The following is a 23267-nucleotide window of genomic DNA, read 5'->3' as shown; positions in this document are numbered from 1 at the left end:
CTGGTGGGTGGGTTGGGTGGCGCCGGGTCACCGGCCGCGCCTGCGGGCCGCGGACGCGTTGAGCCCGGAGCGGCGCAACTGGGCCCGGACGCCGCTGGCGCCGTCGGGGCCGGTATCCGGCCCGGCCGCGCCGGAGCGCAGCAGGTCGACGGTGACCCCGAGGGCGGCGACGGTGGGCGCCTCGTAGAGCACGTGCGGGGGCAGGCCGTCGACTCCGAACTCGCGGCGGACGGCGGCGACGATGCCGACGCCGAGCAGCGAGTTGCCGCCCAGTTCGAAGAAGTTGTCGAGCACGCCGACCCGGTCGACGCGCAGCGCGTCGCGCCAGATGCGCGCGATGGCCGCCTCGACCTCCCCGGCCGGTTCCTGGTAGGCGGTGACCAGGTCGGGGCGGGGGTGGCGGTCGCTGTCGGCGGCGGGCGCCTGCGGGGCGAGGACGGCGTCGAGGTTGAACAGGGCGCTGCCCGCGACCATCGACGGGAAGTCCAGCGGCGAGACCACCACCCGGGGCTCGCCGGTGGCCAGCGCCCGCAGCAGGGAGCGCCAGCCGTCGGCGAAGTCGATGCCGGTGCGGGCCCGGTTCTCCCGGAAGAAGGTCTGCAGGGCGCTGTCGTAGCCCGCCAGGCCCTCCTCCCAGGCGTTCCAGGTCCACTCGCCCCAGTTGACCGACAGCACCCGCCTGCCGGTGGCGGCCAGTCGGTGGGCCACGGCGTCGACGTAGGCGTTGGCGGCGCAGTAGTCGATCTGGCCGGGGCCGCCGCCGGTCGCCGCGGTGATCGAGGAGAACAGGACCAGGAAGTCCAGCCCCACCTCCTCGGAGGTGCCGTGGCGCAGCGCGGCGAGCAGGGCGTCGGTGCCCGCGACCTTGGGGGCGAGGACCTTGTCGACGTCGGTGGGCTGCTTGAACTGCACCAGGCCGATGCCGGGCACCCCCGCGGCGTGCAGGACGCCGTGCAGCGCGCCGAACCGGGTGATGGCGGTGTCGACGGCGCGGCGGGCGTCGGCGGGGTCGGCGATGTCGCCGACGACGACCTCGACCTCCGCGCCGAGGGCGCGCAGCCGGGTCACGGCCGCGACCCGCCGCCGGGTCTCGTCCTCGGGCCCGTCCAGCACCCCCGGCCAGTCGGCCTCGGGCGGCAGCCCGCGCCGCGCCTGCAGGACCAGCCGCACCCGCGTGCCCGCCGCCATCTGCTCGGCGAGGCCGAGCGCGATGCCGCCGAGGCCGCCGGTGACCAGGTAGACGCCGCCGTCGCGGAGCACGGTGGCGTCCGGCGCGGGCGGGGGCGTGATGCGCTCGTAGGTGGGCGTCCAGCGGCGGCCGCGGCGCAGGGCGACGAGGGTGCCCGCCGCGGTGGAGCCGTGGACGGGGGCGCGCAGTTCGGCGACCAGCCGCGCCGGGTCGGTGCGGTCGCAGACGTCGACCATCCGCGTCTCGACCGACGGGTACTCCAGGCCGATGACCATGGTCGGGCCGAGCAGGGCGGCGGCGTCGGGGTTGACGACGTCGCCGGGCAGGACCTCCTGGGTGCCCGCGACGGCCATGTCCAGCGACCAGTCGGTGAGCCCGCACTCCCCGGCGGCGCGGGCCAGGGCGACGAGGGTGTGCAGGCCGTGGCGCAGGGTCTCGTCCCCGGGGGCGGCGCCCAGGGTCCACAGGTGTGCGATCCGGCGCGGGTCGCGGCCGCGGGCGCGCAGGTCGCGCAGCACGGCGAGCAGGTCGGCGACGCTGCCGGGCGCGGCGGTGTATGTACCGTCCTCGGCTCGGCCGTAGGCGCTGCCGGGTCGTACCGCGTCCACTGTGGACTTGCCTGCCGCGCGCCGCAGTTCGGCGACGGCGTCGTCGGCGAGGCCGTCGCGGGTGAAGACCAGCCACGCCGCCGGTTGCGCCGCGGCGGGCGCGGGCGTCGGGACCTGCCGCCACGCGGGCAGATAGAGCCACTGGTCCTCGGGCAGCTTCGGCAGGCTGGCGATCGCCTCGAACAGGTCGGTCGCCGCCGGGACGGCCGCGGGCGCGCCCACGGCGGCCCGGCGCTCGGGCGGGTCCATCCAGTAGCGCTGGCGCTGGAAGGGGTAGGTCGGCAGCGGGACGCGGCCGGGGCGCCCGTCGCGGTCGCGGCCGTGGAACGCCTGCCAGTCGATGTCCACCCCGGTCAGCCACAGCCGGGCGATGGCGGTGGCCAGCGCCGCGTCGTCCGGGGCGGGGTCGCTCGCGGCGGGCAGGGTGCCCAGCACCAGCGGCCACCGGTCGCTGGGACAGGCGTCGTGGCCGCGCACCAGGGCGCCGAGGGACTGGCCCGGGCCGATCTCCAGCACGGCGAGGTCGGGGTCGGCGAGCAGGGCGGCCACGCCGTCGGCGAAGCGCACCGGCTCGCACATGTGCCGCGCCCAGTAGTCGGGGGAGCAGACCAGCTCCGCGGTGGCCTCGCCACCGGTCACGTTGGAGATGTAGGGCGTCCTCGGCGGGTTGAGGCTGATGTTGGCCCGCACCCACTCGGTCAGCGGCTCGGCGGCCGGGCGCAGCATCCGCGAGTGGAAGGCGTGGGTGGTGCGCAGCTCGCGGCAGGCGACCCCGGCGGCGCGCAGGCCCTCGGCCAGCCCGCGCACCGGCTCGGCCGGACCGGCGACCACGCTCACCTGGGGGCCGTTCAGCGCGGCGATGTCGAGTCCCCGGCCGTCCAGGTCGAACCGGGCGCGCAGGTCGTCGGCGGGCAGCGACACCGCGAGCATCGCCCCGCCGGGCAGCTCCGCGATCAGCGCGGCCCGGTGCGCGACCAGGCGCAGCGCGTCCTCAAGGGACAGCACGCCCGCCAGGCACGCGGCCACGTACTCGCCGAGGCTGTAGCCCAGCATCACCCGCGGCCGCACGCCCCACGCGGCGAGCGTGGTGGCGATGGCGTACTCGACGGCGAAGACGGCGGGCTGCACGACCTTGGTGCGCTCCAGCGCCTCCGCCCGCTCGTCGCGCTCGGCGGCGCGGCCCATCAGCGCGGCGAGGCCGGGGCCGTCGCCGCGGCCGCCGGTGAGCAGCTCGGTCAGCTCGACCTCGCCGACCAGGCCGCCCCACAGCTCGCCCAGCCGCAGCAGGCAGTGGTCGAGCGCGTCGCGGAACACCGGCTCCCGCCGGTACAGCTCGGTGACCAGGCCCGGGTACTGCTCGCCGACCCCGGCGAAGAGCACGGCCACCCCGCGCCCGCGCATCGTGTCCGTCCGCCCGAGCACGGCGGTCGCCGGTTCCGCGGTCAGCGCGGCGGCGGCCTCGCGGACGTCCTCGGCGACCATGACCCGCCGGTGCTCGAAGGTCTTGCGCCCGACCTGGAGGGTGTAGGCGACATCGGCGATGGCCGTGTCCGGCCGCCCGGCCAGGTGCGCGCCGAGGCGGGCCCTGGACTCGTCGGCCGCGGCGGCGGTGCGGGCCGACACCGGCAGCACGTGGTACCGGCGGCCGGTGTCGGGGTCGGCCGGTTCGCGCGTCCGCCGCGCGGGAGCCTCCTCGACCACGGTGTGCACGTTCGTGCCGCCCATGCCCAGCGAGTTGATCCCCGCGATGCGGGGACGCCCGTCGCGCGTGCGCCACGGCGTGAGCCCGGTGGCGACGTAGAAGGGGGACGCGGCGAAATCGATGTCCGGGTTGGGGCTGGTGTAGTGCAGCGTCGGCGGGATGAGGCCCTCGGTGAGGGCGAGGGAGGTCTTGATCAGACCGCTGACGCCCGCCGCCCTGTCCAGGTGCCCGACGTTGGTCTTCAGCGACCCGATCGGGCAGTACTGCGTGGTCGAGGTGGGGCCGAACGCCCTGGCGAGGGCGGCGACCTCGATGGGGTCGCCGAGCTCGGTCGCGGTGCCGTGCGCCTCGACGTAGCTGACGTCCTCGCCGCTCACCCCCGCGTCGGCGAGCGCGGCCCCGACCACCGTGGCCTGCCCGGTCACGCTCGGCGCGGTGTAGCCGACCTTCAGCGCGCCGTCGTTGTTCATCGCCGTGCCGCGGATGACCGACCAGATGTGGTCGCCGTCGCGCAGCGCCGCGGAGAGCCGCTTGAGCACGACCACGGCCGCGCCGTCGCCGAACATGCTGCCCTTCGCCTTGGCGTCGAAGGTCCGCACGTGCCCGTCGGGGGATTCCATGCCGCCGGGTCCGTAGACGTGGCCGATCTTGTCGGGCACCCGCACGGACACCCCGCCCGCGATGGCCATCTCGCACTCCCCGGCCCGCAGGGCCTGCACGGCCAGGTGGGTCGCCACCAGCGAGGTGGAGCAGAACGTCTGCACCGCGACGCTGGGGCCGTGCAGGTCGAACAGGTAGGACACGGTGGTGGTCAGGGCGTCCTTGTCGTTGCCCATGACGACCTCGTAGTGGCTGACCTCGGACTCCGGGCCCAGCAGGTGATCGGCCATGCGCAGCAGGTAGGTGCTGATGTTGGAGCCGCCGTAGACCCCCACCCGGCCGCGGCCCTCGGGCTCGGCGTAGCCCGCCTGCTCCAGCGCCTCCCAGCAGACTTCGAGGAAGAGGCGCTGCTGCGGGTCGGTGAGGGCCGCGGTGCGCGGGCTCATGCCGAAGAACCCGGCGTCGAAGCCGGCCACGTCGTCGAGCACCGGCCGGGCGGGCACGTAGTTCGGGTCGGCGGCGGTCTTCGCGTCCACGCCCGCGGCGGCCAGCTCCTCCGGGGTGAAGAAGCTGATGGACTCGACGCCGTCACAGAGGTTCCGCCAGAACTTGTCCACATCGGACGCCCCGGGGAAGCGGCCCGCCATGCCGATCACGGCCACCCGGCGGTCATCGTCTTCGTCGGGGACGGCGGTGATGGGCGCGACGGGCCGGGGTACGGCGACGGCGGGCGCGGGCTGTTGGGCGGCAGGGGGCGTGGCGCGGTGGGCCGCGCCGTGCTCGTCCAGGATGACGGCGAGGGCGTGCACGGTCGGGCCCTCGAACAGCGCGACCGTGGGGACGGCCACGCCGAGGCGCTGCTTGGCCAGCGCCAGCATCTGCAGGCCCACCAGGGAGGTGCCGCCCAGGTCGAAGAAGTTGTCGCGGGTGCCGACCGGTTCGACGCCGAGCACGTCCGACCACAGGTCCGCGAGCACGCGCTCGGTGGCGGTGGCGGGCGGGCGGTAGGGCTGGGGGAGTTCGGGCCGGGGGAAGCGGTCGCCGCCGCGGGCGGGCGCGGGCGGCGCCACGGCGCGGCCGGGAAGCCGGTCGTCGAGCCCGCCCGCGGCGACCACGGTGTCGGCGAGCCCGAGGGCGAGGACGCGGTCGACGGCGGCGAGACCGTCCGCCGTGGACATCGCGTGCGCGGCCATCGTCGCGCCGAACCCGCTCCCGATGCGGCGCAGCGTGATCGACCAGGTGTCCCATTCCACCGCCTGCCAGCGGGTCCGGCCGTCGCGGTTGCGCGCGGCGACCGCGGTCAGCGCGGCGTTGGCCGCGGCGTACCCGCCGAAGGTCACCCCGCCCAGCAGCGCGGAGGTCGAGGAGAACAGCAGGCAGAACTCCGGCGCGTCGGGCAGGTCGCGCAGCAGCCGCTCCAACGCCAGCGCCCCGCCGACCTTCGCCCCGAAGGAGCGCTCCAGCCGGGGGGAGTCGAGGTCGCGCAGCGGGGCGAAGGTCTCCGCGGCGGTGTCGGCGGCGGCGTGGAAGACGCCGTGGAAGGGGCCGTGCTCGGCCAGGACGGCGCGCATGGCGTCGAGGTCGGCGGCGTCGGCGCGCGGGGTGATCACCTCGGCGCCGAGCGCGCGCAGGCGGGCGACGGCGTCGGCGCGGGGCCCGTCCGGGCCGCCGCGGCTGGTGAGCACGATCCGGGCGGCGCCCGCCTCCGCGAGGTGGCCTGCCAGCAGCAGGCCGACGTCGCCGAGCCCGCCGGTGACCAGGTACGCGCCGCCGCGGCGCACGCCGGGCGCGGAGCCCGGCCCGGCGGGACCGAACCCGCGGACGTGGCGGCGCCCGGCGCGGTAGGCGACCAGGGGCACGGCGCCGGGCAGGACGGCCTCGGCGACCACCGCGGCGGTGTCCAGCGCCAGGTCCGCCCGCGGGTCGAGGTCGACAGCGCGGCAGTCGAGGTTGAGGTACTCCTGGTTGGCGACCAGGGGCAGCGTGGCCACCGCGGCGGCGGCGGGCGCGGGCCGGTCGCCCTCGGCCACGGCGGCGCCGCCGCGGGTCACCACGACGATCCGGGTGCTGCGCGCGGCGTCGCCGCCCCAGGCGTCGAGTTCCCCGGCCAGGGCGAGCACGTCGGCGCGGCCGTCGCCCGCCGCGTCGAGCGGGCGCAGGTCGACCACGACGACCGGGTCGGCGTCAGTGCCGACGGTGTCGTCGGTGCTGTCCATACCGGTGGGGTCGAGGTCGGCGGCGTCGATGACCTCGACACCCTCGGCGAGCAGCTGGGCGGCGACGGCGTCGGCCAGCGCCGTCGCCGTGCCCGCGAGCAGCACGCAGCGCGACGGCGCGTCGAAGTCCCCTGGGGAGTCCTCACGGGACTCCTCGGCCGACCAGGTCGGGACGAGCAGGTCGACGGCTGCCCCAGTGTCGGCGGTGGCCCCGGCGGGTGCGGGGGCGGGCACGGGTGCGGGGGTGCCCGGCGGGTCGATCCAGTAGCGCTCGCGCTCGAACGGGTAGCCGGGCAGGCCGGTCTTGGCCGCCGGCCGCCCGGCCCGGTGTCCGGCCCAGTCGATGCCGACGCCCGCGAGCCACAGGCGCCCGGCGGTCTCGGCGAGCACCGCGGTGGCCGGGCGGGGGTCGGCGGCGGCGGGCAGGGTCGGCACGATCAGCGGCCAGCGCGGCGGCGCGCAGTCGCGGTGCGCCCGCGCCATGGCCGAGAGCGACTGGCCGGGGCCGATCTCCAGCAGCGCCAGGTCGGCGTCGGCCAGCAGGGTCGCGAGCATGTCGTCGAAGCGGACCGGCGCGCACATGTGCTCGGCCCAGTAGGCCGGGTCGGTGGCCTGGGCGTCGGTGACGACCCGTCCGGTCACATTGGACAGGTACGGCACGGTCGGCGCGGACAGGGTGGTGTTCGCGGCGATCCACTCGGTCAGCGGGGCGCGGACCGCCTCCAGCATCCGGGAGTGGAAGGCGTGGGTGGCGGCCAGCGGCCTGCACGGCACCGAGCCCTCGGCGAGCAGCCCGGCGGCGGCCCGCACGGCGTCGACCGGGCCCGCGATGACGGTCAGCTCGGGCCCGTTGAGCGCGGCGACATCCACCTCGCCGATCCCGGCGAGCCGGGTGCGGACCTCGTCGGCGGACAGCGGCACGGCGGCCATCGCGCCCGGGGGCAGCGCGGCGATCAGCCTGGCGCGGTGGGCGACCAGGCGCAGGGCGTCCTCAAGGGACAGCACGCCCGCGAGGCACGCGGCCACGTACTCCCCGAGGCTGTAGCCCGCGACCGCGGCGGGCTCGACGCCCCAGGACCGCACCAGGGCCGCGAGGGAGTACTCGACGGCGAACAGCGCCGGGTGCAGGGTCGCGGTCTCGGCGAGCGGGTCGGCTGCCTCGGGCACGCGCCCGAGCAGGGCACTGAGGTCCGGCACGGCCGCGCGTGGGCCGAGCAGCCCGGCGACCGGGTCGGCGCCGGTGGCCTCGACGAGGATGGCCCGGCAGCGGTCCAGCTCGGCGCGGAACACCGGCTCGCGGGCGTGGAGGTCGGCGGCCATGCCGGGGTACTGCTCGCCCGCGCCCGCGACCAGGAACGCCACCGGGCGGTCGGTCCGGCTCTCGGCGCGGGCCAGGGCGGCGGCGTCGGCCAGCGCGGCGGCGGCGTCGGCCGCGGTCTCGGCGGCCAGCGCCCGGCGGTGGCCGAACACCTGCCTGCCGGTCTGCAGGGTGTGGGCGATGTCGGCGAGCGGGGTGTCGGCGGGCAGCCCGGCGAGGTGGTCGGCGAGGGCGCGGGTGGCGGTGTCGGCGGCGGAGGCGGTGCGGGCCGACCACACCAGCACCTGCGGACGGGTGGCGGGCTCGCGCGGCGCGGGGACCGGGGCCTCCTCCAGCACCACGTGGGCGTTGGTGCCGCCGATGCCGAACGCGCTCACCCCGGCCCGCCGTGGCCGGTCGGCGCGGCGCGGCCAGTCGAGCAGGTCGGTCACGATCTCCAGGTCGGCATCGCCCGCGCGCAGCTGCGCGCTGGGCTCGTCGGGGGCGCGGGTGGGCGGGATCTCGCCGTGGTGCAGGGCCAGGGCGGCCTTGATCAGGTTCGTCACGCCCGCGGCGCGGTCGAGGTGGCCCAGGTTGGGCTTGACCGAGCCGATCTTGAGCGAGTGGCCCGCGAAGACCTGTTGCAGGCCCGCGAGCTCGGCGGCGTCACCGAGGGCGGTCCCGGTGCCGTGCGTCTCGACGTAGTCGATGTCCCCGGGGTCCAGCCCGGCGGCGGCCAGCGCCTCGGCGACCACGGCCGCCTGCCCCCGCACGCCGGGGGCGGTGAAGCCGACCTTGCGGCCCGCGTCGTTGTTGACCGCCCAGCCGCGCAGCACCGCGTACACGCGGTCGCCGTCGGCGATGGCGTCGCCGAGCCTGCGCAGCGCGACGACCCCGACCCCGCTGCCCAGCGGGCTGCCCAGCCCGGCGGCGTCGAACACGCGGCACTCGCCGTCCGGCGGGGCGATGCCGCCGGGCTGGTAGGTGTAGCCGACGTGGTGCGGGACGCTGACCACCACACCGCCCGCCAGGGCGAGGTCGCTCTCGTAGGCGGCCAGGCTCGACGCGGCGGCGCAGACGGCGACCAGCGACGTCGAGCAGTAGCTCTGCACGGTGTAGGTCGGGCCCGACAGGCCGAGGGTGTGCGACACCCGGGTGGTGAGCGAGTCCTTGTCGTTGGCCAGGCCCACGGCCAGCTCGCCCATGGCCGCGACGGTCCCGGCGGGAACCAGGTTGCTGGTCAGGTACGACGACCAGGCCGTGCCGCCGAACACCCCGATCGCGCCGTCGAAGCGCGTCGGGTCGCACCCGGCGTCCTCCAGGGCGACCCACGCCTGTTCGAGGAACAGCCGCTGCTGGGGGTCGAGGATCTGGGCCTCCTTGGGGCCCATGCCGAAGAAGCCCGCGTCGAAGCGGTCGACGTCGTCGAGCACCGGGGCGGCCTTGACGTAGGCCGGGTCGGCGATGGCGGCCTCGGGGACGCCGTTGGCGCGCAGCTCGTCGTCGGTGAACCGGGTCAGGCCCAGCCTGCCCGCCCGCAGGTTCGCCCACAGGCCGCCGACCCCGGGCGCGCCGGGGAACCGGCCCGCCATGCCGACGATGGCGATGTCCTCCGGCGTGAAGTCCCCGCCCGGCTGTCCGGTCCGCTCGGTCATGCCCGACCCCCGCTTCCCGCGCTGTTCCTGGCCTTGCGCCGCCGCGCGCCGCGGGCCGAGCCCGCGGTCAGCGCCATGCCCCCGCCTGCGGCGGGCTCGCCCGGGCCGCCGTCGACCGCGGCGGCGAACGCGGCGACGGTGGGGTGCTCGAACAGCACCGCGGGTGGGATCGCCACGCCCAGCTGGCGCTCGATGGCCAGCACCATCGCCATGCCCAGCAGGGAGTTGCCGCCGAGGTCGAAGAACGGGTCGTCGACCCCGACCCGGTCGATGCCGAGGTAGGCGCCCCACACCTCGGCGACGGCGGTCTCGGTCGCGGTGCGCGGCGCGGCGAACTCGGTGCGCAGCGCGGGCCGGGGGAACCGCTGGCGGTGCTCGGCGGGTGTGGCGGCCCCGGCCAGGGTGGTGATGTCGGTCAGCGCCGCCCACTCGCGCAGCAGCTCCGGCAGCGGCTGGCGCACGGCGAGCACGCTGCCGCCGCCGGTCGCGGCGATCCGGTCGAGGAAGGCGCAGCCCGCGTCGTCGGCGAACCCCCAGCGGGCCCGGTAGTCGCGGACCCCGCGGGCGAGCCCGGCGCCGGCGCCCTCCAGGGCGTCGGCCTGCCAGGTGTCGTGCCGCCACGGTCCCCAGGCGACGGACACGACGCGGGTGGACGGCGCGTGCGCGGCCAGCGCCTCGCCGCAGGCGTCGAGCACGGTGTTGGCCGCGCAGTAGTCACCCTCGCCGATCCCGCCGAACGCGGTGACGACCGAGGAGTACAGCACCAGCAGCTCGGGCCGCTCCGCCTCGGGGACACCGGGGCCGACGAGTTCGGCGAGCGGCCCCATGGCCAGCACCTTCGGGGCGAGGACGGCGGCGGAGTCGGCGACCGAGCGCCGCTGCGCGAGCCCACCCGCCGGGAGCCCGGCGGCGTGGACGACGCCGGTCAGCGCGCCGAAGTGGGCGCGGCAGGCGCGCAGCGCGGCCCGCAGCTGCTCGGGCACGCCCGCGTCGGCGGTCAGCAGCAGCACCCGCGCGCCCTCGGCCTCCAGGTCGGCGACGTCGGCGCCGGGCGTGCGCCCGACCAGGGCCAGGTTGCGGACGCCGAGGCCGACGAGGTGGCGGGCCAGCGCCCGGCCCAGCCCCCGGGTGCCGCCGGTGATCAGGTACGTGCCGTCGGCGCGCCACGGCGGCTCGCCGTCGGGGGTGGGCACGGGCGCCCAGTCCTTGACCCAGCGGCGTCCCCGCCGCCAGGCCGCGCTGCCCGCCAGCAGGCCCTCCGGCCGCGCGGCGGTGGTCAGCTCGACGAACAGGTGGGCCGCGGCAATGTCGGGGTCGGCGGTGCTGGGGTCGGCGGTGTCGGGGTCCAGGTCGACGCCGGTCCACTCCATGCCGGGGTACTCGTGGTGGACGGCCCGTCCGAGGCCGTGGACGACGCTGCGGTGCGGCGCGGTCGCGTCACCGCCGAGCACCTCGGCGGCGCCGCGCGTGGCGGTCAGCAGCCGCACCGGGCGCTGCCCGGCCAGCTCCCCGAGCGCCTGTACGGCGAGCAGGAGGGTGTCGTGGCCGTCGCGGACCGCGGCCCGCAGCTCGTCGTCGGCGGGGAAGCCGGGGACGGCGGCCGGGGTGTCCAGGGTCCACAGGTGGACCACGCGCACCGGGCCGGACCCGGCGCAGGCGGCGGCCACCTCGCGGTAGTCGGCCGGACGGGTCGGGTCGACCACCAGCACGCGGCCGTCGCGTCTCGGCCCCGCCCCCGGCCGGACCTCGATGACCTCGGCGCCCGCCGCGGCGGCGGCGTCGGCGAGGCGGGCGCCGATCCCGCCCGCGTCGGCGAACACGACCAGGGTGCCGTCGAGCCGGTCGGGCCGGGTGGGACCGGTGGCGGTGTCCCGCCGCCACGACGGCACGAAGGCGAGGTCGGCGGGCACGGTGGCGGGGGCCGGGCTGTCCGCGACCACCTCGGGCCAGAACTCCTGGCGCTGGAACGGGTACGTCGGCAGCGACACGAGCGAGCCGGGGCCCGGGTCGGCGGCGGCCCAGTCGACGTCCACGCCGATCTCCCACAGCCGGGCGCAGACCCGCAGCAGGTCGACGCGTTCGTCGGCGTCGCCGCTCCACCGTCCGGGCAGGGTGCCCAGCACCGCGGCGGCCGGGCCGTCCACGGCCACCTGGCGGACCAGGCCGCCGAGGGTCTGGCCCGCGCCCAGCTCGATGAAGGCGTCCACCCCGGCGGTGACGGCGGTGGCGACGCCGTCGGCGAAGCGCACCGGCCGCACCAGGTGCTCGGCCCAGTAGCGGGCGCTCACGGCGTCCTCGGCGCTCAGCACCTCGCCGGTGCGGTTGGACACGATGTCGACGCGCGGCGCGTGGCGCGGCACCGACTCGACCAGGGCGGCGAGCTTGTCGCGGGCCGGTTCGAGCAGCGTGGAGTGGAAGGCGTGGACCGAGCGCAGCGGCTTGGCCGCCACCCCGGCGGCGACCAGGGTCGCGGCGACGGCGTCGACGGGGTCCGCCGGTCCGCTGATGACCGTCATGGCCGGGCCGTTGATCGCGGCGACGCCGACCTCGCCGTCGTCGGGCAGCGCGGCCCGCACCCGCTCCTCGCCCGCCGCGACGGCGACCATGCGGCCCGCGGGGGCGGCGGCGATGAGCCGGGCCCGCTCTGCGACGACCCGCAGCGCGTCGGGCAGGGTGAACACCCCGGCGAGGCAGGCGGCGACGTACTCGCCGAGGCTGTAGCCGATCAGCACGTCCGGGCGCACGCCCCAGGAGGCCAGCAGCTCGGCCAGGGCGTACTCGACGGTGAACAGGAACGGGTGCGCGGTCTCGGCGTGGTCGAGCGGGTCGGCCGCGGGGTCGGTGCGGCCCAGCATCGCGGCCAGGTCGCCGCCCGGTCCAGGCTCGCTGTCCACAAGGGACTTCACGTCGACGCCCATCGGGGCGAGCACGGCGGCGCAGGCGTCGACGGCGGCGGCGAACACCGGCTCGTCGCGGTAGAGGGCCCGCCCGAGGCCGCGGTACTGGTCGCCGGTCCCCGGCAGCAGGAAGGCGACACGGGGGCGCCGCGTGCTCCGCCGAACGCCGGGAACGGCCGCGGCGGCGGCGAGCCCGCGCCGGGCCTCGGCGGTGTCGCCCGCGAGCACGGCGTGGCGGAAGTCGTGGGACGCGCGGTGCTCGCGCAGGGTGTGGACGACGTCGGTGAGCGCGGTGCCCGGGTGCGCGGCCAAGTGCCCGGCGAGCCGCTCGGCGTGGGCGGTCAGCGCGGCCTGTCCCGCCGCGGAGCAGGTCAGCACCCGCACACCAGTCCGCGGCGCCCGCGCGGCCACTGGGCGTTCGGGCGCGGCCTCCAGCACGACGTGGGCGTTGGAGCCGGACCAGCCGAAGGCGCTCACCCCGGCCAGGCGCGGGGCGTGCCCGGTGTGCCGGGGGTCGGCGCCGACCGGGGCCACGGTGCCGTCGTCGGGGACCGAGCGGGCGGGCTTGGCGTAGTTCAGGTTCGGCGGGATCTGCCCGCGCTCCAGCGACAGCGCCGCCTTGATCAGCCCGGCGATGCCCGCCGCCGCCAGCGTGTGCCCGATGTTGGTCTTGACCGCGCCGACCCGCAGCGGGTTGCCGGGGTCGCGGCCGCCGAACACGTCGTGCAGGGCGCTGAGCTCGATGGCGTCGCCGAGGCGGGTCCCGGAGCCGTGCGCCTCGACGTAGTCGACCTCGTCCGGGGTGACCCCGGCGGTGGCGAGCGCGCGGCGGATCACGTCGGCCTGGGCGGCGCGGCTCGGCGCGGTGAGGCCGTTGCTGCGGCCGTCCTGGTTGGTGGCCGAGCCGCGCACGACCGCCCGGATGGGGTGGCCCTTGGCCAGGGCGGTGGACAGCCGCTCCAGCACGACCACGCCGCCGCCCTCGCCCATGACGTAGCCGTCGGCCTTGGCGTCGAAGGTCTTGCACGCGCCGTCGGCGGAGAGCATGGAGGTGGCGCACGCCTGGATGTAGAGGTCCGGGTGCAGCACGAGGCTGGTGCCCGCGGCGATCGCCAGGTCGCACTCGTCGCGCCGCAGCGCCTCGACGGCCAGGTGCACGGCGATCAGCGACGACGAGCACGCGGTGTCCACCGTGATGGCCGGGCCGCGCAGGTCGAACTGGTAGGCGATGCGGCCCGCGACGACGCTGGCCGACACGCCCTGCCCGAAGTGCGGCTCGGCGGCCACGTTGGGGATGCGCTCCAGTTCGAGGCGGCCGTACTGCAGGAAGTCCAGGAAGCCGACCAGCACGCCGGTGCGGCTGCCCGCGAGCGTGGGCGCCGGGGTCCCCGCGTCCTCCAGCGCCTCCCACACCAGTTCGGCGAGCAGCCGCTGCTGCGGGTCCAGGCGCAGGGCCTCGCGCGGGGAGTGGCCGAAGAACTCCGCGTCCCACCCCGCCACGTCGGGCAGCATCGCGCCCCGTCTGGTGTAGACACCGCCGCGGGCCCTGCGGTCGGGGTTGAAGTACTCGTCCATGTCCCACCGGGACACCGGGACGTCCCCGACCCCGCTGCGCCCCTCGCGCAGCAGGTCCCAGTAGGCCTCGACGGTGTCGGCGCCCCCGGGGTACCGGCAGGCCATGCCGACGATGGCGATCGGCTCGCCGCGCCGCTGCTCGGCCCGCGCCAGGCGCTGCCGGGTCTCGGCGAGTTCCACGGTCGCGCGTTTGAGGTAGTCGCGGAGTTGTTGCTCGGTCGCCACGTCGGAGCCTTCCGGTGTGAGCGGGCAGTCCTCAGGTCTTGTCGATGATCGCGAAGATGTCCTCGTCGGAGGCTGACTCGATGAGGGCTGGGTCGATAAGGGGTGAGCCGATGAGCGCGGCGTCGACCTGGGGGGCCGGTCCCTGGCAGGCGGTGCCGGTGTCGTGCTCGGCGAGCAGCTCGCGCAGCCGGGCGACCGCGTCGGCGCGCGGGCGGGCCTCGGCCGCGGCCAGCCCGGCGGCGAGTCGGTCCACAAGGGACATCAGGTCGACGGCTGCCAGCCTGGTGCGGATGTGCTCGGCGAGCGCGCTGAGGGTCGGGTGGTCGAAGACGACCGTGGCGTGCAGGGCCAGACCCGTGTCGGCGCTGAGCAGGTTGCTCAGTTCCACCGCGTTGAGCGAGTCGAACCCGACGTCGCTCAGCGGGGTGTCCATCGGGACGTCGTCGGGGCTGGGCGCGGGCAGGACGGCTGCGGCGTGCCCGCGGACCGCGGCGGCGATCAGCTCGCCGAGCGCGTCGGGCGGCAGCGCTGCGGCACGCGCGGCCAGAGTGTCCATTTGGGACATGGGAAGTCACCCCCGGGGGAAACGCGGCGCGGGATCACGGCGCAGGGCGTTGCGGCGCGGTCCCCAGCATCGGCAGCGGGTTGTGGCGGCGTCAAGGCGCGGCGGTGGCAACCTGTGCCCAGCGATATGTGCCAGCGCGCCGTCCTGTCGCGGGGTGGGGCGGTGTGGTCGGGTTGACAAGTGTCCGTCGAAGCCCCGCTGAACAACGGCCAGCTCTGGAGCTGGCGCGATGTCGACCGGTACCCGCCCGCGTGGCGCACCGACGCCAACCTGCCGGTCTTGTGGGACCTGCGGGGGATGCCCGCCGCCGCGGTGGAGACCGCGCTGCGCCGGGTGACGGCCCGCCACGACGCGCTGCGCACCACCTACCACCTGCGCGACGGCCTCCCGGTGCAGCGGGTGCGCCCGACGGCGGTGCTCCCGCTGGAACGCGAGGACCGGGAGATCACCGACTACGGCGACCCCGACCGGGTGCTGGCCGCCCTGGCCGCGCGCCCGTTCGCCATGACCGGCGAACTGGGCTGGCGCGGGCACCTGGTGAGTACCGGGGGAGCGCCGATGTTCCTCGCCCTGGTGTACTCGCACCTGATCGTCGACGTCTGGTCGACGCACCACATCCAGGACGATTTCCGCGCCCTGGTGGCGGACCCGGACGCGCCCGACCCGGACGGCCCGTCGCCGCGGGAGCTGGCCGCGGCGCAGCGCGGCCCGGACTGGCGGCCCCGGCAGGCCGAGTCCGAGCGCTACTGGCGGCGCGTCCTCACCGACGACATCGGCCGGTGCTTCCCGACCCTGCCCCACCGCGCCCAGCGGCCCCGCGTCGAGCTGACCCTGCACTCGCACCGCCTCGGCGGCCTCGCGGCGCGGGCGGCCCGCGGGCTGGGGGTCTCGGCCCCGTCGGTCCTGCTGGCGTGCACCGTCGCCGCGCTCGCGCATTACCTCGACACCCGTCGGGTCACGATGAGCGTGATGGCGTCGAACCGGTTCTCCCCTGAGCACCAGCAGGTCGTCGGCACCATGAACCAGCTCGTCCCGGTGATGTCCGACGTGGACCCGGACGAACCGCTGTCGGCCCTGGTCAAGCGGGTGCACTGGGCCAGCGCCAAGGCATACCGGCATTCCTGCTACGACACCGACGCCATCGCCGCCATCGCCGCGGAGGTGCTCGGCCCCGTCGAGCACGACTGCTGGTTCAACCACCTGTTCCGCGGCTGGTTCAACTACCTGCAACTGGACCGCGAGCCCGCCGACCCGGCCGCCGAGACCCCCGCCGAGCTGGTGTGGACGCCCGCCGACCGGGCGCAGCCCTACGGCCAGCCGTTCCGGGTCCGCGTCGCCGCGTCGCAGGGCCGCACCAGCGCGATCCTGCTCGCCGACCCGGAGATCCTGCCGTCCGCCGCGGCAGCGGGCATCCTGCGCGCCATGGCCATCGGCGCCCGCCAGGCCGCCGCCGACCCGGCGGCCCCGGTCAGCGGCCTGTGGCGCGGCGCTGCGCTGGAACCGGCGCTGTTCCCCCTCCACGCCGTCCCTGTTTAGCGCCGTCCCCTGTTTAGCATCATCACTGTTTGGCGCTGTCACCGTAGGCGCTGTCACCGTTTAGCGCGGTCCCTGTTCAGCGCGGTCCCTGTTTAGCGCGGCACCGTCCAGTCCGGTCACTGTCCAGCTCGGTCATTGTCCGGACGGCGCGGCCCGCGATCACACCAGGATCTCCACCGGGGCCGGGTGGCCGAGGAACGCGGTGGGGCTGGCGGTCAGCCCGTACGCGCCCGCCTGGAAGACCACGATCAGGTCTCCCACCTCCACCTCGGGCAGGTCGACGTCCTTGCCGAGCAGGTCGAGCGGGGTGCACAGGCAGCCGACCACGGTGACCGGGCCCGCGGGCGCCGCGTCGGCCTTGGTGGCCACCAGCAGCGGGAAGTTGCGGCGGATCGCCTGGCCGAGGTTGCCGGTGGCGGCGAGCTGGTGGTGCAGGCCGCCGTCGACCACGGCGAACTCGGTGCCACGCGAACGTTTGCGGTCCACCACCCTGGTGACGTACACCCCCGCCTCGCCGACGAGGTAGCGGCCGAGTTCGACGGACACGCGCGCCCCGGGCAGGCGGGCGGCGAGCGGGCCGTCGAGCAGCGCGGCCAGGTTCGCCCCGACGGGGCCGAGGTCGAGGCGGCGGTCGCGGGCGCTGTAGGGGATGCCGAAGCCGCCGCCGAGGTTGAGGTGGCGCACGGGCGCGGGCGCGGAGTCCGCGAGCCCGCACACCAGCTCGACGGTGTGGGTCTGGACCTGGCAGAGGCTGGCGGCGTCGAGGTTCTGCGAGCCCGCGAAGACGTGGAAGCCCTGGAAGTCCAGCCCCGCGTCCCCGATGCGGGCGAGCACGGCGGGCGCCTGCTCGGCGTCCACGCCGAACTGGGCGGGACCCCCGCCCATGCGCATCCCGTGCCCGCGCACCGCGAAGTCGGGGTTGACCCGCAGCGCCACCCGCGCGGGCAGCCCCAGGCCGTCGCTGACGGCGCGGACCCGGTCCAGTTCCCCCACGGACTCCAGTTCGATGGTGACGCCCGCGGCGACGGCCTGGGTCAGCTCCGCGGTGGACTTGGCTGGCCCGGCGAAACTGACCCGGGCGGGCTCGACGGGGGTGTCCAGCGCGTGCCGCAGCTCCCCGGCCGAGGCGACGTCGAAGCCGTCGACCAAGGTGCTGAGGTGCTGCACGAGCGCGGGCATCGGGTTGGCCTTGACCGCGTAGCTCAGCGCGACCGCGGGCGGCAGGGCCGCGCGCACCTCGGTGACCCGGCTGGTCACCAGGGCGCGGTCGTAGGCGAAGAACGGTGTGCTCCCCGCGCGGGCGGCCAGGCGGTCCACGGGGATACCGCCGACGGTCAGCCTGCCGCCGTCGCGGCCCGCCCAGCCCGGCGGCACGGCGGTCACCGCGCGGCCACCCGGCGCAGGGCGGCGAGGTCGAACTTGCCGTTGCCGGAGCGGGGCAGCGCCGGGCGGGTCAGGACGGTGCCGGGCAGCATGTAGCCGGGCAGGTCGCGGCCGAGGGCGGCCCGCAGCGGCCCGGTGTCCTCGACGCCGCTGACGGCCAGCACGATGCGCTGGCCCAGCGCCTCGTCGGGCACCCCGAACGCCGCGGCCTCGGCGACGAGACCGGTGGCGTAGGCGGCGTTCTCCACCTCCGACGGGCTCACCCGGTAGCCGGAGGTCTTGATCATCTCGTCGGTGCGGCCGACGATGTGGACGAACCCGTCCTCGTCGCGGCGGGCCCGGTCGCCCGACCACACCGCGGTCTCCGCGCCCGGCACGTCCGGCGGGTAGGGCCGGAACCGCTCCGCCGAGCGGACCGGGTCGTTCCAGTAGCCCTGGGCGACGAGCGGGCCCCGGTGCACCAGCTCGCCCTCCTCGCCGGGGGCGCACTCGGTGCCGTCCGGGCGCACCACCAGCACCTCGGCGTCGGGGATGGCCTTGCCGACGGAGTCGGGCCTGCGGTCGACCTCGGCCGGGTCGAGGTAGGTGGAGCGGAACGCCTCGGTGAGCCCGTACATCAGGTAGGGCCGGGCCGCGGGGAACAGCGCGCGCAGCCGCGCCAGGGTCGTCCGCGGCATCCGGCCGCCGGTGCTGGCGAAGTACCGCAGCGGGCCCGCCGCCTCGGGCGGCCAGTCCGCGCCTGCCAGTTGCAGCCACAGCGGGGGCACGCCGGTCAGGCCGGTGACCCGGTGGCGCGCGCACAGGGCGACGACCTCGCGCGGGCGCAGGTAGTTGACCAGCACGGCGTGCGCGCCCGCGGTGAAGGCGGTGGTGAGCTGGCTCAGCCCGGCGTCGAAGCTCAGCGGGAGCACGGCGAGCACGACGTCGTCGGCGGTGTGCCCGAGGTAGCCCGCCACGCTGCGGGCGCCCACGGTCAGGTTGCGGTGCGAGAGCACGACCCCCTTGGGACCGCCGGTGCTGCCCGAGGTGTAGAGGATGGCCGCCGGGTCGGTCTCGGCCACCGGCACCGGATCGTCCTCATCGGACAGCACGAGCCGGGACCACGGCACCGTCCTGGCGTCCCCGTCGTCGGAGTCGAGCAGGACGAGCGCGCGGACCGACCGGGTCTCGGCCAGGGTGGCCGCCAGGGCCCTGGCCCTGGCCGCGGTGGTGACCAGCGCGGCGGCGGCGCAGTCGGACAGCACGTGCCCGACCTGCGCGGGCTTGGCCAGCGGGTTGACCGGCACGGCCACCGCGCCCGCGGCGGAGACCGCCAGCAGGGCGGCCACGGTCTCCAGCCGCTTCTCGGCGAACACCGCGACCCGCTCTCCCGGGCGCACCCCCATCGCGCGCAGGCCCGCCGCCGCGCGGGCGGTCTCGCCTGCCAGCTCGCCGTAGGTCAGGGTGCGGCCCTGGTGGGTCAGCGCGGGCCGGTCGGGGTCACCGTGGCGCAGCAGGGCGTCCACCCGGCTCATTGGGCGCTTTCGCGCACGAGCAGGTCCGCGACGGCCAGCCACAGGGTGCCGACGGTGGCGAAGGTGTCCTCGTCGAGCAGGTCGTCCGGCACGGTCAGCCCGTACCCGGCCTCGATGTCGGCCAGCAGCGACACCACGGCCATGGAGTCGAGGCCGAGCATGGCCAGGTCGTCGTCGGCCTGGAACCCGGCGGCGTCGGCGAAGGGCAGGTGGACGCGCAGGATGTCCTGGAAGTGGTGCGGTATCTGCATGGTCGACGTCCCACTCTCGGGCGGGGCACCTCGCCCGGTCGCGGTCAGTGTCGGGCGGGCGCGGCGAGCCGGTCAAGGCGCGCCGCGGACCGCCGCCGTCAGCTTGGGGACGGCAACAACGTGCCACCCGGGCGGCGTTGTGCCGCCATGGCCGCGTCGACACCATCGGGCTCATGCCGCTAGCGAAGGCCGCGGGCCTGGGGTGGGGACAGCGCTACCTGTGGCTGCGCCACCAGCAGCAACCCGGCTCCGGCCGCCACGAGTCGAACCTGGTGCTGAACTGCGCGCTGGAGACCCCGATCCCGCTGGCGCGGCTGCGGGCGCTGGTCGACCAGGTGGTCCGCAGGCACGAAGGGCTGCGCACCACCTTCCACCACGACATCGACGGCGACCCCGAACAGCGGGTGCACCCGCCCGCGCCGCTGCCGTTCGCGGTGGCCACGACCGAGCGCGACGGCACGCCGACACCGGCGGAAGTGGTCGGCGCGGCGACCTCGACCGCGTTCGACCTCGCCACCGAGTGGCCGGTCCGCGCCTGCGCCGTCACCACCGCCGGGGTGCCCGTGCGGCTGGTGCTGGTGTTCGACCACATCGCCGTCGACCGGTGGACCGTCGACCGGATCGACCACGACCTCGCCGTGCTCTACGGAGCGGTGACGGCGGGCAGGCGGGCGCGGATGGAGCCGGTCCAGCACCAGCCGGTCGACCTGGCCCGCCACGAGGCCACGGCGGCGGCGCGCCCCGCCCTGGACTGGTGGCACGCCGAACTGGCCTCGCTGCCCGCCGACACCTGGGCGGCGCGGCGTGCGCCCGCGGCGGGTCCGCCCGCCCACGAGGCGACCCTGACCTCGCCGGAGCTGGTGGCCGCGGCGCGGGCGGTGGCCGCGAGCCACGGCGTGTGGCCCTCCCTGGTGCAGCTCACCGCGTACGCGGCGGTGACGGCGGCCTACACCGGCAGCGGCACGGTCGCGGTGGCGACCTTCGCGAGCAACCGCGACCTGGTGCCGTACCCGCGGGTGCACACGTGCCTGTTCTCCCCGCAGCTGCTGCGCGTGGACTGCTCGGGCGACCCCGGTTTCGCCGAGCTGCTCGGCCGGGTCGCCGACAGCTTCGCTCAATCGCGGTGCCACACCTACGTTCCGCACGACGCCATCGTGGAGCGGATCGCCCGCGAAGGGGCCCGGCGCGGCCAGCAGCTGCGGCTGGGCCACGAGCTGAACCTGATCGGCGAGACCTGGCGGGAGACCCGGGCCCGCCGGACCACGCTGGTGCGCAAACCGGCGCCGACCGGCTGGGCGGGCGCCGGGACCGACACCTTCGTCCGCCTCCACGAGTGGCGCGACGCCCTGGGGATCACCCTCAGCGTCCGCGCCGAGCTGATGGACACCGACGCCGTCGACACGTTCCTGCGGACCTTCGAGCAGGTGGTCGTCGAGCACGAGCGCGGGGCCGACCCTCGGGTCAGCGAGCTCGCCGCCCGCTTCCCGGCCCCGGCGCGCGCCCTGGCGACCGTCGCGGGCGACCCGGTCGACCTGGACCTCGTTGCGGACATCCTGCGCGCGCACCCGGGGGTCGACGCCGCCTCGGTGTCCGTTGTGGATGGTGAGCTGGTCGCCGACGCGCCGGGCCGGGCGTCCGCGGACGAGCTGCGCGCCCACGTCATGGCCAGGCTGGACACCGCGGGCGCGGTGCGCTGCCCGACCCGGTTCCGCGCGGGTCCTGACCGGCGGGCGGCGGCGCCCACCGCCGCCGAACTGGAGCTGGCGGCCGCCGTCGCCACGGCCAACGCATTGTCCGAAGTGGACCTCTCAACGGACTACACCAGCGCGGGCGGGCGGGTTCTGCGCGTCCCGCGCGTGCTCGACGCGCTGGCCGCGCGCGGGTGGACCGGTCTGCGCCCGCGCGAGCTGGCCTCGCCGGTGCCGCTGCGCGCGCTCGCCGCCCGGCTGACCACCGGCCCCCGCCCCGCCCCGAACCGACTCCAGGAGGCACAAGCATGAGCGAGACGCTGAGCACCCCAGTGCGCACCAGACACCGCCTGGTCGGCTCCGAGGCCGAACTCCGCGCCGCGATCGACGGCGAACTGACGGGCCGCTCGGGCGGGCTGGTGGTCATGGGCGGGCACTTCATGCTCATGGCCGATGCCGACACCGGGGCACTGGTGCCGGGTGTCGCCTGCGAGCAGCGCTCGGACACCATGCGGGCCAGGGTCGCGGGCCGGGTGGGGATCTTCCCGGAGTACACCTGGGGGCTGGCCGTCGACCTGGTGGGGGCACACGGGCGCGCCTTCGACGACAGCAGGCTGCTGCTGCTGGTCAACGACTGGCAGTACGTGCCGGTGACCGAGAAGTCGGCGGGAGAGTTGCGGGCGGAGTTCTACGCCGGGTTCACCCGCCTGCCCGCCGACTACGAGAAGGCGCTGCGCGAGGCGGGCCTCGGCCCCGACCGGGTGCTGCCCAGCCGCAAGCACCCCCTGGCCTTCCCCGAGACGTGGCTGAAGTACCGCTTCCAGAAGGCCGCCGACAAACTGGTCCGCCAGGGCCTGCTGGAGAAGCGGGTGCTGGACACCGGCGGCGCCGACACCGAGGTCGCCTTCCTCGACGACGACGGCAACTACCGCACGCTCATCAGCTGCGGGGTCACCGGGTGCGCTGGCGAGATCACCGAGATGGTCGCCGAGGTGCACCGCGCGGGCCACCGCACGCTGGTGGTGTTCGCGCCGGGGGAGTGCCTGGCCCCGGTGCAGACCGGGGTCTCCACGGCGCTGAGCCTCTACCGCCTGCCGGACATGCTGGTGGTCGTCGCCGACCCCGGCGGCAGCGGCGAGGGCAGCACCGAGGAGATCTACGGCAACCTGGTCACCGTGAGCAGTTTCCGGAGCTGACCCCACCGTGGACGTCATCTACCTGGACAACTGCGCCACCACCCGGGTCGCCGACGACGTGCTCGCGGCGATGCTGCCCTACCTGCGCGAGGACTTCGGCAACCCGGCGTCGCCGCACCTGCTGGGCAAGCGCGCGCGGCGGGCGGTGGACGCCGCGGCCGAGTCCGTCGCGGCGCTCATCGGCGCGCCCGACCCGGCGGGCATCGTGTTCACCTCCGGCGCGACCGAGAGCAACAACCTGGCCCTCCAAGGCGTCTTCGGGCACGACGACGCGCACCCGGCGAACCTGCTGCTGTGCCCCATCGACCACAAGTCGGCGCTGGCGACCGGCCAGGCGCTGGGGGCGCGCGGCATCGGCGTGCGGACCATGACCGTGCGCCGGGACGGCACCGTCGACCTGGCCCGCCTGTCCGCCTTGCTGGACAGCCACTCCCGCATCGCGGCCGTGGCGGCGGTCAACAGCGAGATCGGGGTGGTGCAGCCGGTCGCCGAGATGGCCGCGCTGTGCCACCGGGTCGGCTGCCTGCTGCACGTGGACGCCGCCCAGGCCGCGGGCCGAATCGCCGTGGACGTGGTCGCGGCCGGGGTGGACACCCTGGCGCTGTCGGCGCACAAGATGCACGGCCCCAAGGGCGTCGGCGCGCTGTACGTGCGCCCGGGGCTGCGGCTGCGGCCCCTGCTGCACGGCGGCGGGCAGCACGACCTGCGCAGCGGGACGGTCCCCACCCACCTGGTCGTGGGGATGGGGGTGGCAGGCGACCTCGCCCGCCGCGACCTGGCCGACAACCGGCGGCGGGTGGCCGTGCTGCGGGCGGCCGCGCTGGAGCGGCTCGCCCGCTTCCCCGGGTTCCGGCTCAACGGGGACCCGCGGGTGTCGGTGCCGCACGTGCTCAACGCCGTGCTGCCCGGCGTGCGCGGTGAGAGCCTGGTGGCCGGTCTCGGCGGGGTCGCGGTGTCCACCGGGGCGGCCTGCAACTCCGCGTCACAGCTGCCGTCCTACGTGCTCACCGCGATCGGCGTGTCCACTGAGGACGCCAACAGCTCGGTGCGGATCGGGCTGGACCCGGCGATGCCGGTCGAGGACGTGGTGCGCGGCGTCGACCTGCTGTGCGAGCGGGCGCTCGCGCTGGCCGGGATCGGCGCCGTGGCCGCCGGGTAGGCCGGGGGTCC

General features: G+C 76.3%; 10 protein-coding genes. 4 read left to right on the top strand and 6 right to left on the bottom strand.

Going from position 1 to position 23267, the window contains the following annotated elements; translation table 11 throughout:
- Positions 1-27: 27 nt before the first annotated feature.
- The 3 genes from ACTG9Q_RS12515 to ACTG9Q_RS12505 are packed head-to-tail and all read right to left on the bottom strand — an operon-like array spanning position 28 to position 14520.
- Positions 28-9267, bottom strand: a complete 9240-nt coding sequence (locus tag ACTG9Q_RS12515; protein WP_455572887.1) for an SDR family oxidoreductase — start codon at positions 9265-9267, stop codon at positions 28-30.
- Positions 9264-13964 carry an SDR family NAD(P)-dependent oxidoreductase gene (locus tag ACTG9Q_RS12510; protein ID WP_455572886.1) on the bottom strand — a complete coding sequence of 1567 codons (4701 nt, stop codon included), beginning with the start codon at positions 13962-13964 and terminating at the stop codon, positions 9264-9266. Before ACTG9Q_RS12510 ends, ACTG9Q_RS12515 begins: the two co-directional genes overlap by 4 nt.
- Positions 13965-13995: 31 nt before the next feature.
- Positions 13996-14520, bottom strand: coding sequence for an acyl carrier protein (locus ACTG9Q_RS12505; RefSeq protein WP_455572885.1), 525 nt, complete (start codon positions 14518-14520; stop codon positions 13996-13998).
- A gap of 189 nt (positions 14521-14709) precedes the next feature.
- On the opposite strand from ACTG9Q_RS12505, the gene ACTG9Q_RS12500 reads away from it, so the two are divergent.
- Complete coding sequence (locus ACTG9Q_RS12500; protein ID WP_455572884.1) at positions 14710-16065, top strand: condensation domain-containing protein; 1356 nt, start codon at positions 14710-14712, stop codon at positions 16063-16065.
- A gap of 159 nt (positions 16066-16224) precedes the next feature.
- Here the strand turns inward: ACTG9Q_RS12500 and ACTG9Q_RS12495 are convergent, their stop codons facing one another.
- Genes ACTG9Q_RS12495 through ACTG9Q_RS12485 form a run of 3 tightly spaced genes read right to left on the bottom strand, consistent with a single transcriptional unit; the run spans position 16225 to position 19213 of the window.
- Positions 16225-17448 carry a pyridoxal-dependent decarboxylase, exosortase A system-associated gene (locus tag ACTG9Q_RS12495; RefSeq protein ID WP_455572883.1) on the bottom strand — a complete coding sequence of 408 codons (1224 nt, stop codon included), beginning with the start codon at positions 17446-17448 and terminating at the stop codon, positions 16225-16227.
- Positions 17445-18962, bottom strand: coding sequence for an acyl-CoA ligase (AMP-forming), exosortase A system-associated (locus ACTG9Q_RS12490; protein ID WP_455572882.1), 1518 nt, complete (start codon positions 18960-18962; stop codon positions 17445-17447). Before ACTG9Q_RS12490 ends, ACTG9Q_RS12495 begins: the two co-directional genes overlap by 4 nt.
- Positions 18959-19213, bottom strand: coding sequence for a phosphopantetheine-binding protein (locus ACTG9Q_RS12485; protein WP_455572881.1), 255 nt, complete (start codon positions 19211-19213; stop codon positions 18959-18961). The genes ACTG9Q_RS12490 and ACTG9Q_RS12485 overlap by 4 nt, the downstream gene beginning before the upstream one ends.
- Before the next feature lie 173 nt (positions 19214-19386).
- Between ACTG9Q_RS12485 and ACTG9Q_RS12480 the strand changes: the two genes are divergently transcribed.
- Genes ACTG9Q_RS12480 through ACTG9Q_RS12470 form a run of 3 tightly spaced genes read left to right on the top strand, consistent with a single transcriptional unit; the run spans position 19387 to position 23256 of the window.
- Positions 19387-21213, top strand: coding sequence for a condensation domain-containing protein (locus ACTG9Q_RS12480; protein ID WP_455572880.1), 1827 nt, complete (start codon positions 19387-19389; stop codon positions 21211-21213).
- A complete protein-coding gene (locus ACTG9Q_RS12475) occupies positions 21210-22097 on the top strand; it encodes an LPD16 domain-containing protein (protein ID WP_455572879.1) in 888 nt (295 codons plus the stop codon). The genes ACTG9Q_RS12480 and ACTG9Q_RS12475 overlap by 4 nt, the downstream gene beginning before the upstream one ends.
- Before the next feature lie 7 nt (positions 22098-22104).
- A complete protein-coding gene (locus ACTG9Q_RS12470; RefSeq protein WP_455572878.1) occupies positions 22105-23256 on the top strand; it encodes a cysteine desulfurase family protein in 1152 nt (383 codons plus the stop codon).
- Positions 23257-23267 lie beyond the last annotated feature (11 nt).

Source organism: Actinokineospora lacus, assembly GCF_053813445.1.
Note: the sequence above shows the minus strand (reverse complement) of the source record. Positions and strands in the feature narration are given on the sequence as shown.

What these genes read in the sequence shown, in the direction of transcription:
- ACTG9Q_RS12485 (WP_455572881.1), bottom strand. Translation starts at nt 19,213, where the DNA reads ATGCAGATACCGCACCACTTCCAGGACATCCTGCGCGTCCACCTGCCC.
- ACTG9Q_RS12505 (WP_455572885.1), bottom strand. Translation starts at nt 14,520, where the DNA reads ATGGACACTCTGGCCGCGCGTGCCGCAGCGCTGCCGCCCGACGCGCTC.
- ACTG9Q_RS12515 (WP_455572887.1), bottom strand. Translation starts at nt 9,267, where the DNA reads ATGACCGAGCGGACCGGACAGCCGGGCGGGGACTTCACGCCGGAGGAC.
- ACTG9Q_RS12490 (WP_455572882.1), bottom strand. Translation starts at nt 18,962, where the DNA reads ATGAGCCGGGTGGACGCCCTGCTGCGCCACGGTGACCCCGACCGGCCC.
- ACTG9Q_RS12475 (WP_455572879.1), top strand. Translation starts at nt 21,210, where the DNA reads ATGAGCGAGACGCTGAGCACCCCAGTGCGCACCAGACACCGCCTGGTC.
- ACTG9Q_RS12480 (WP_455572880.1), top strand. Translation starts at nt 19,387, where the DNA reads ATGCCGCTAGCGAAGGCCGCGGGCCTGGGGTGGGGACAGCGCTACCTG.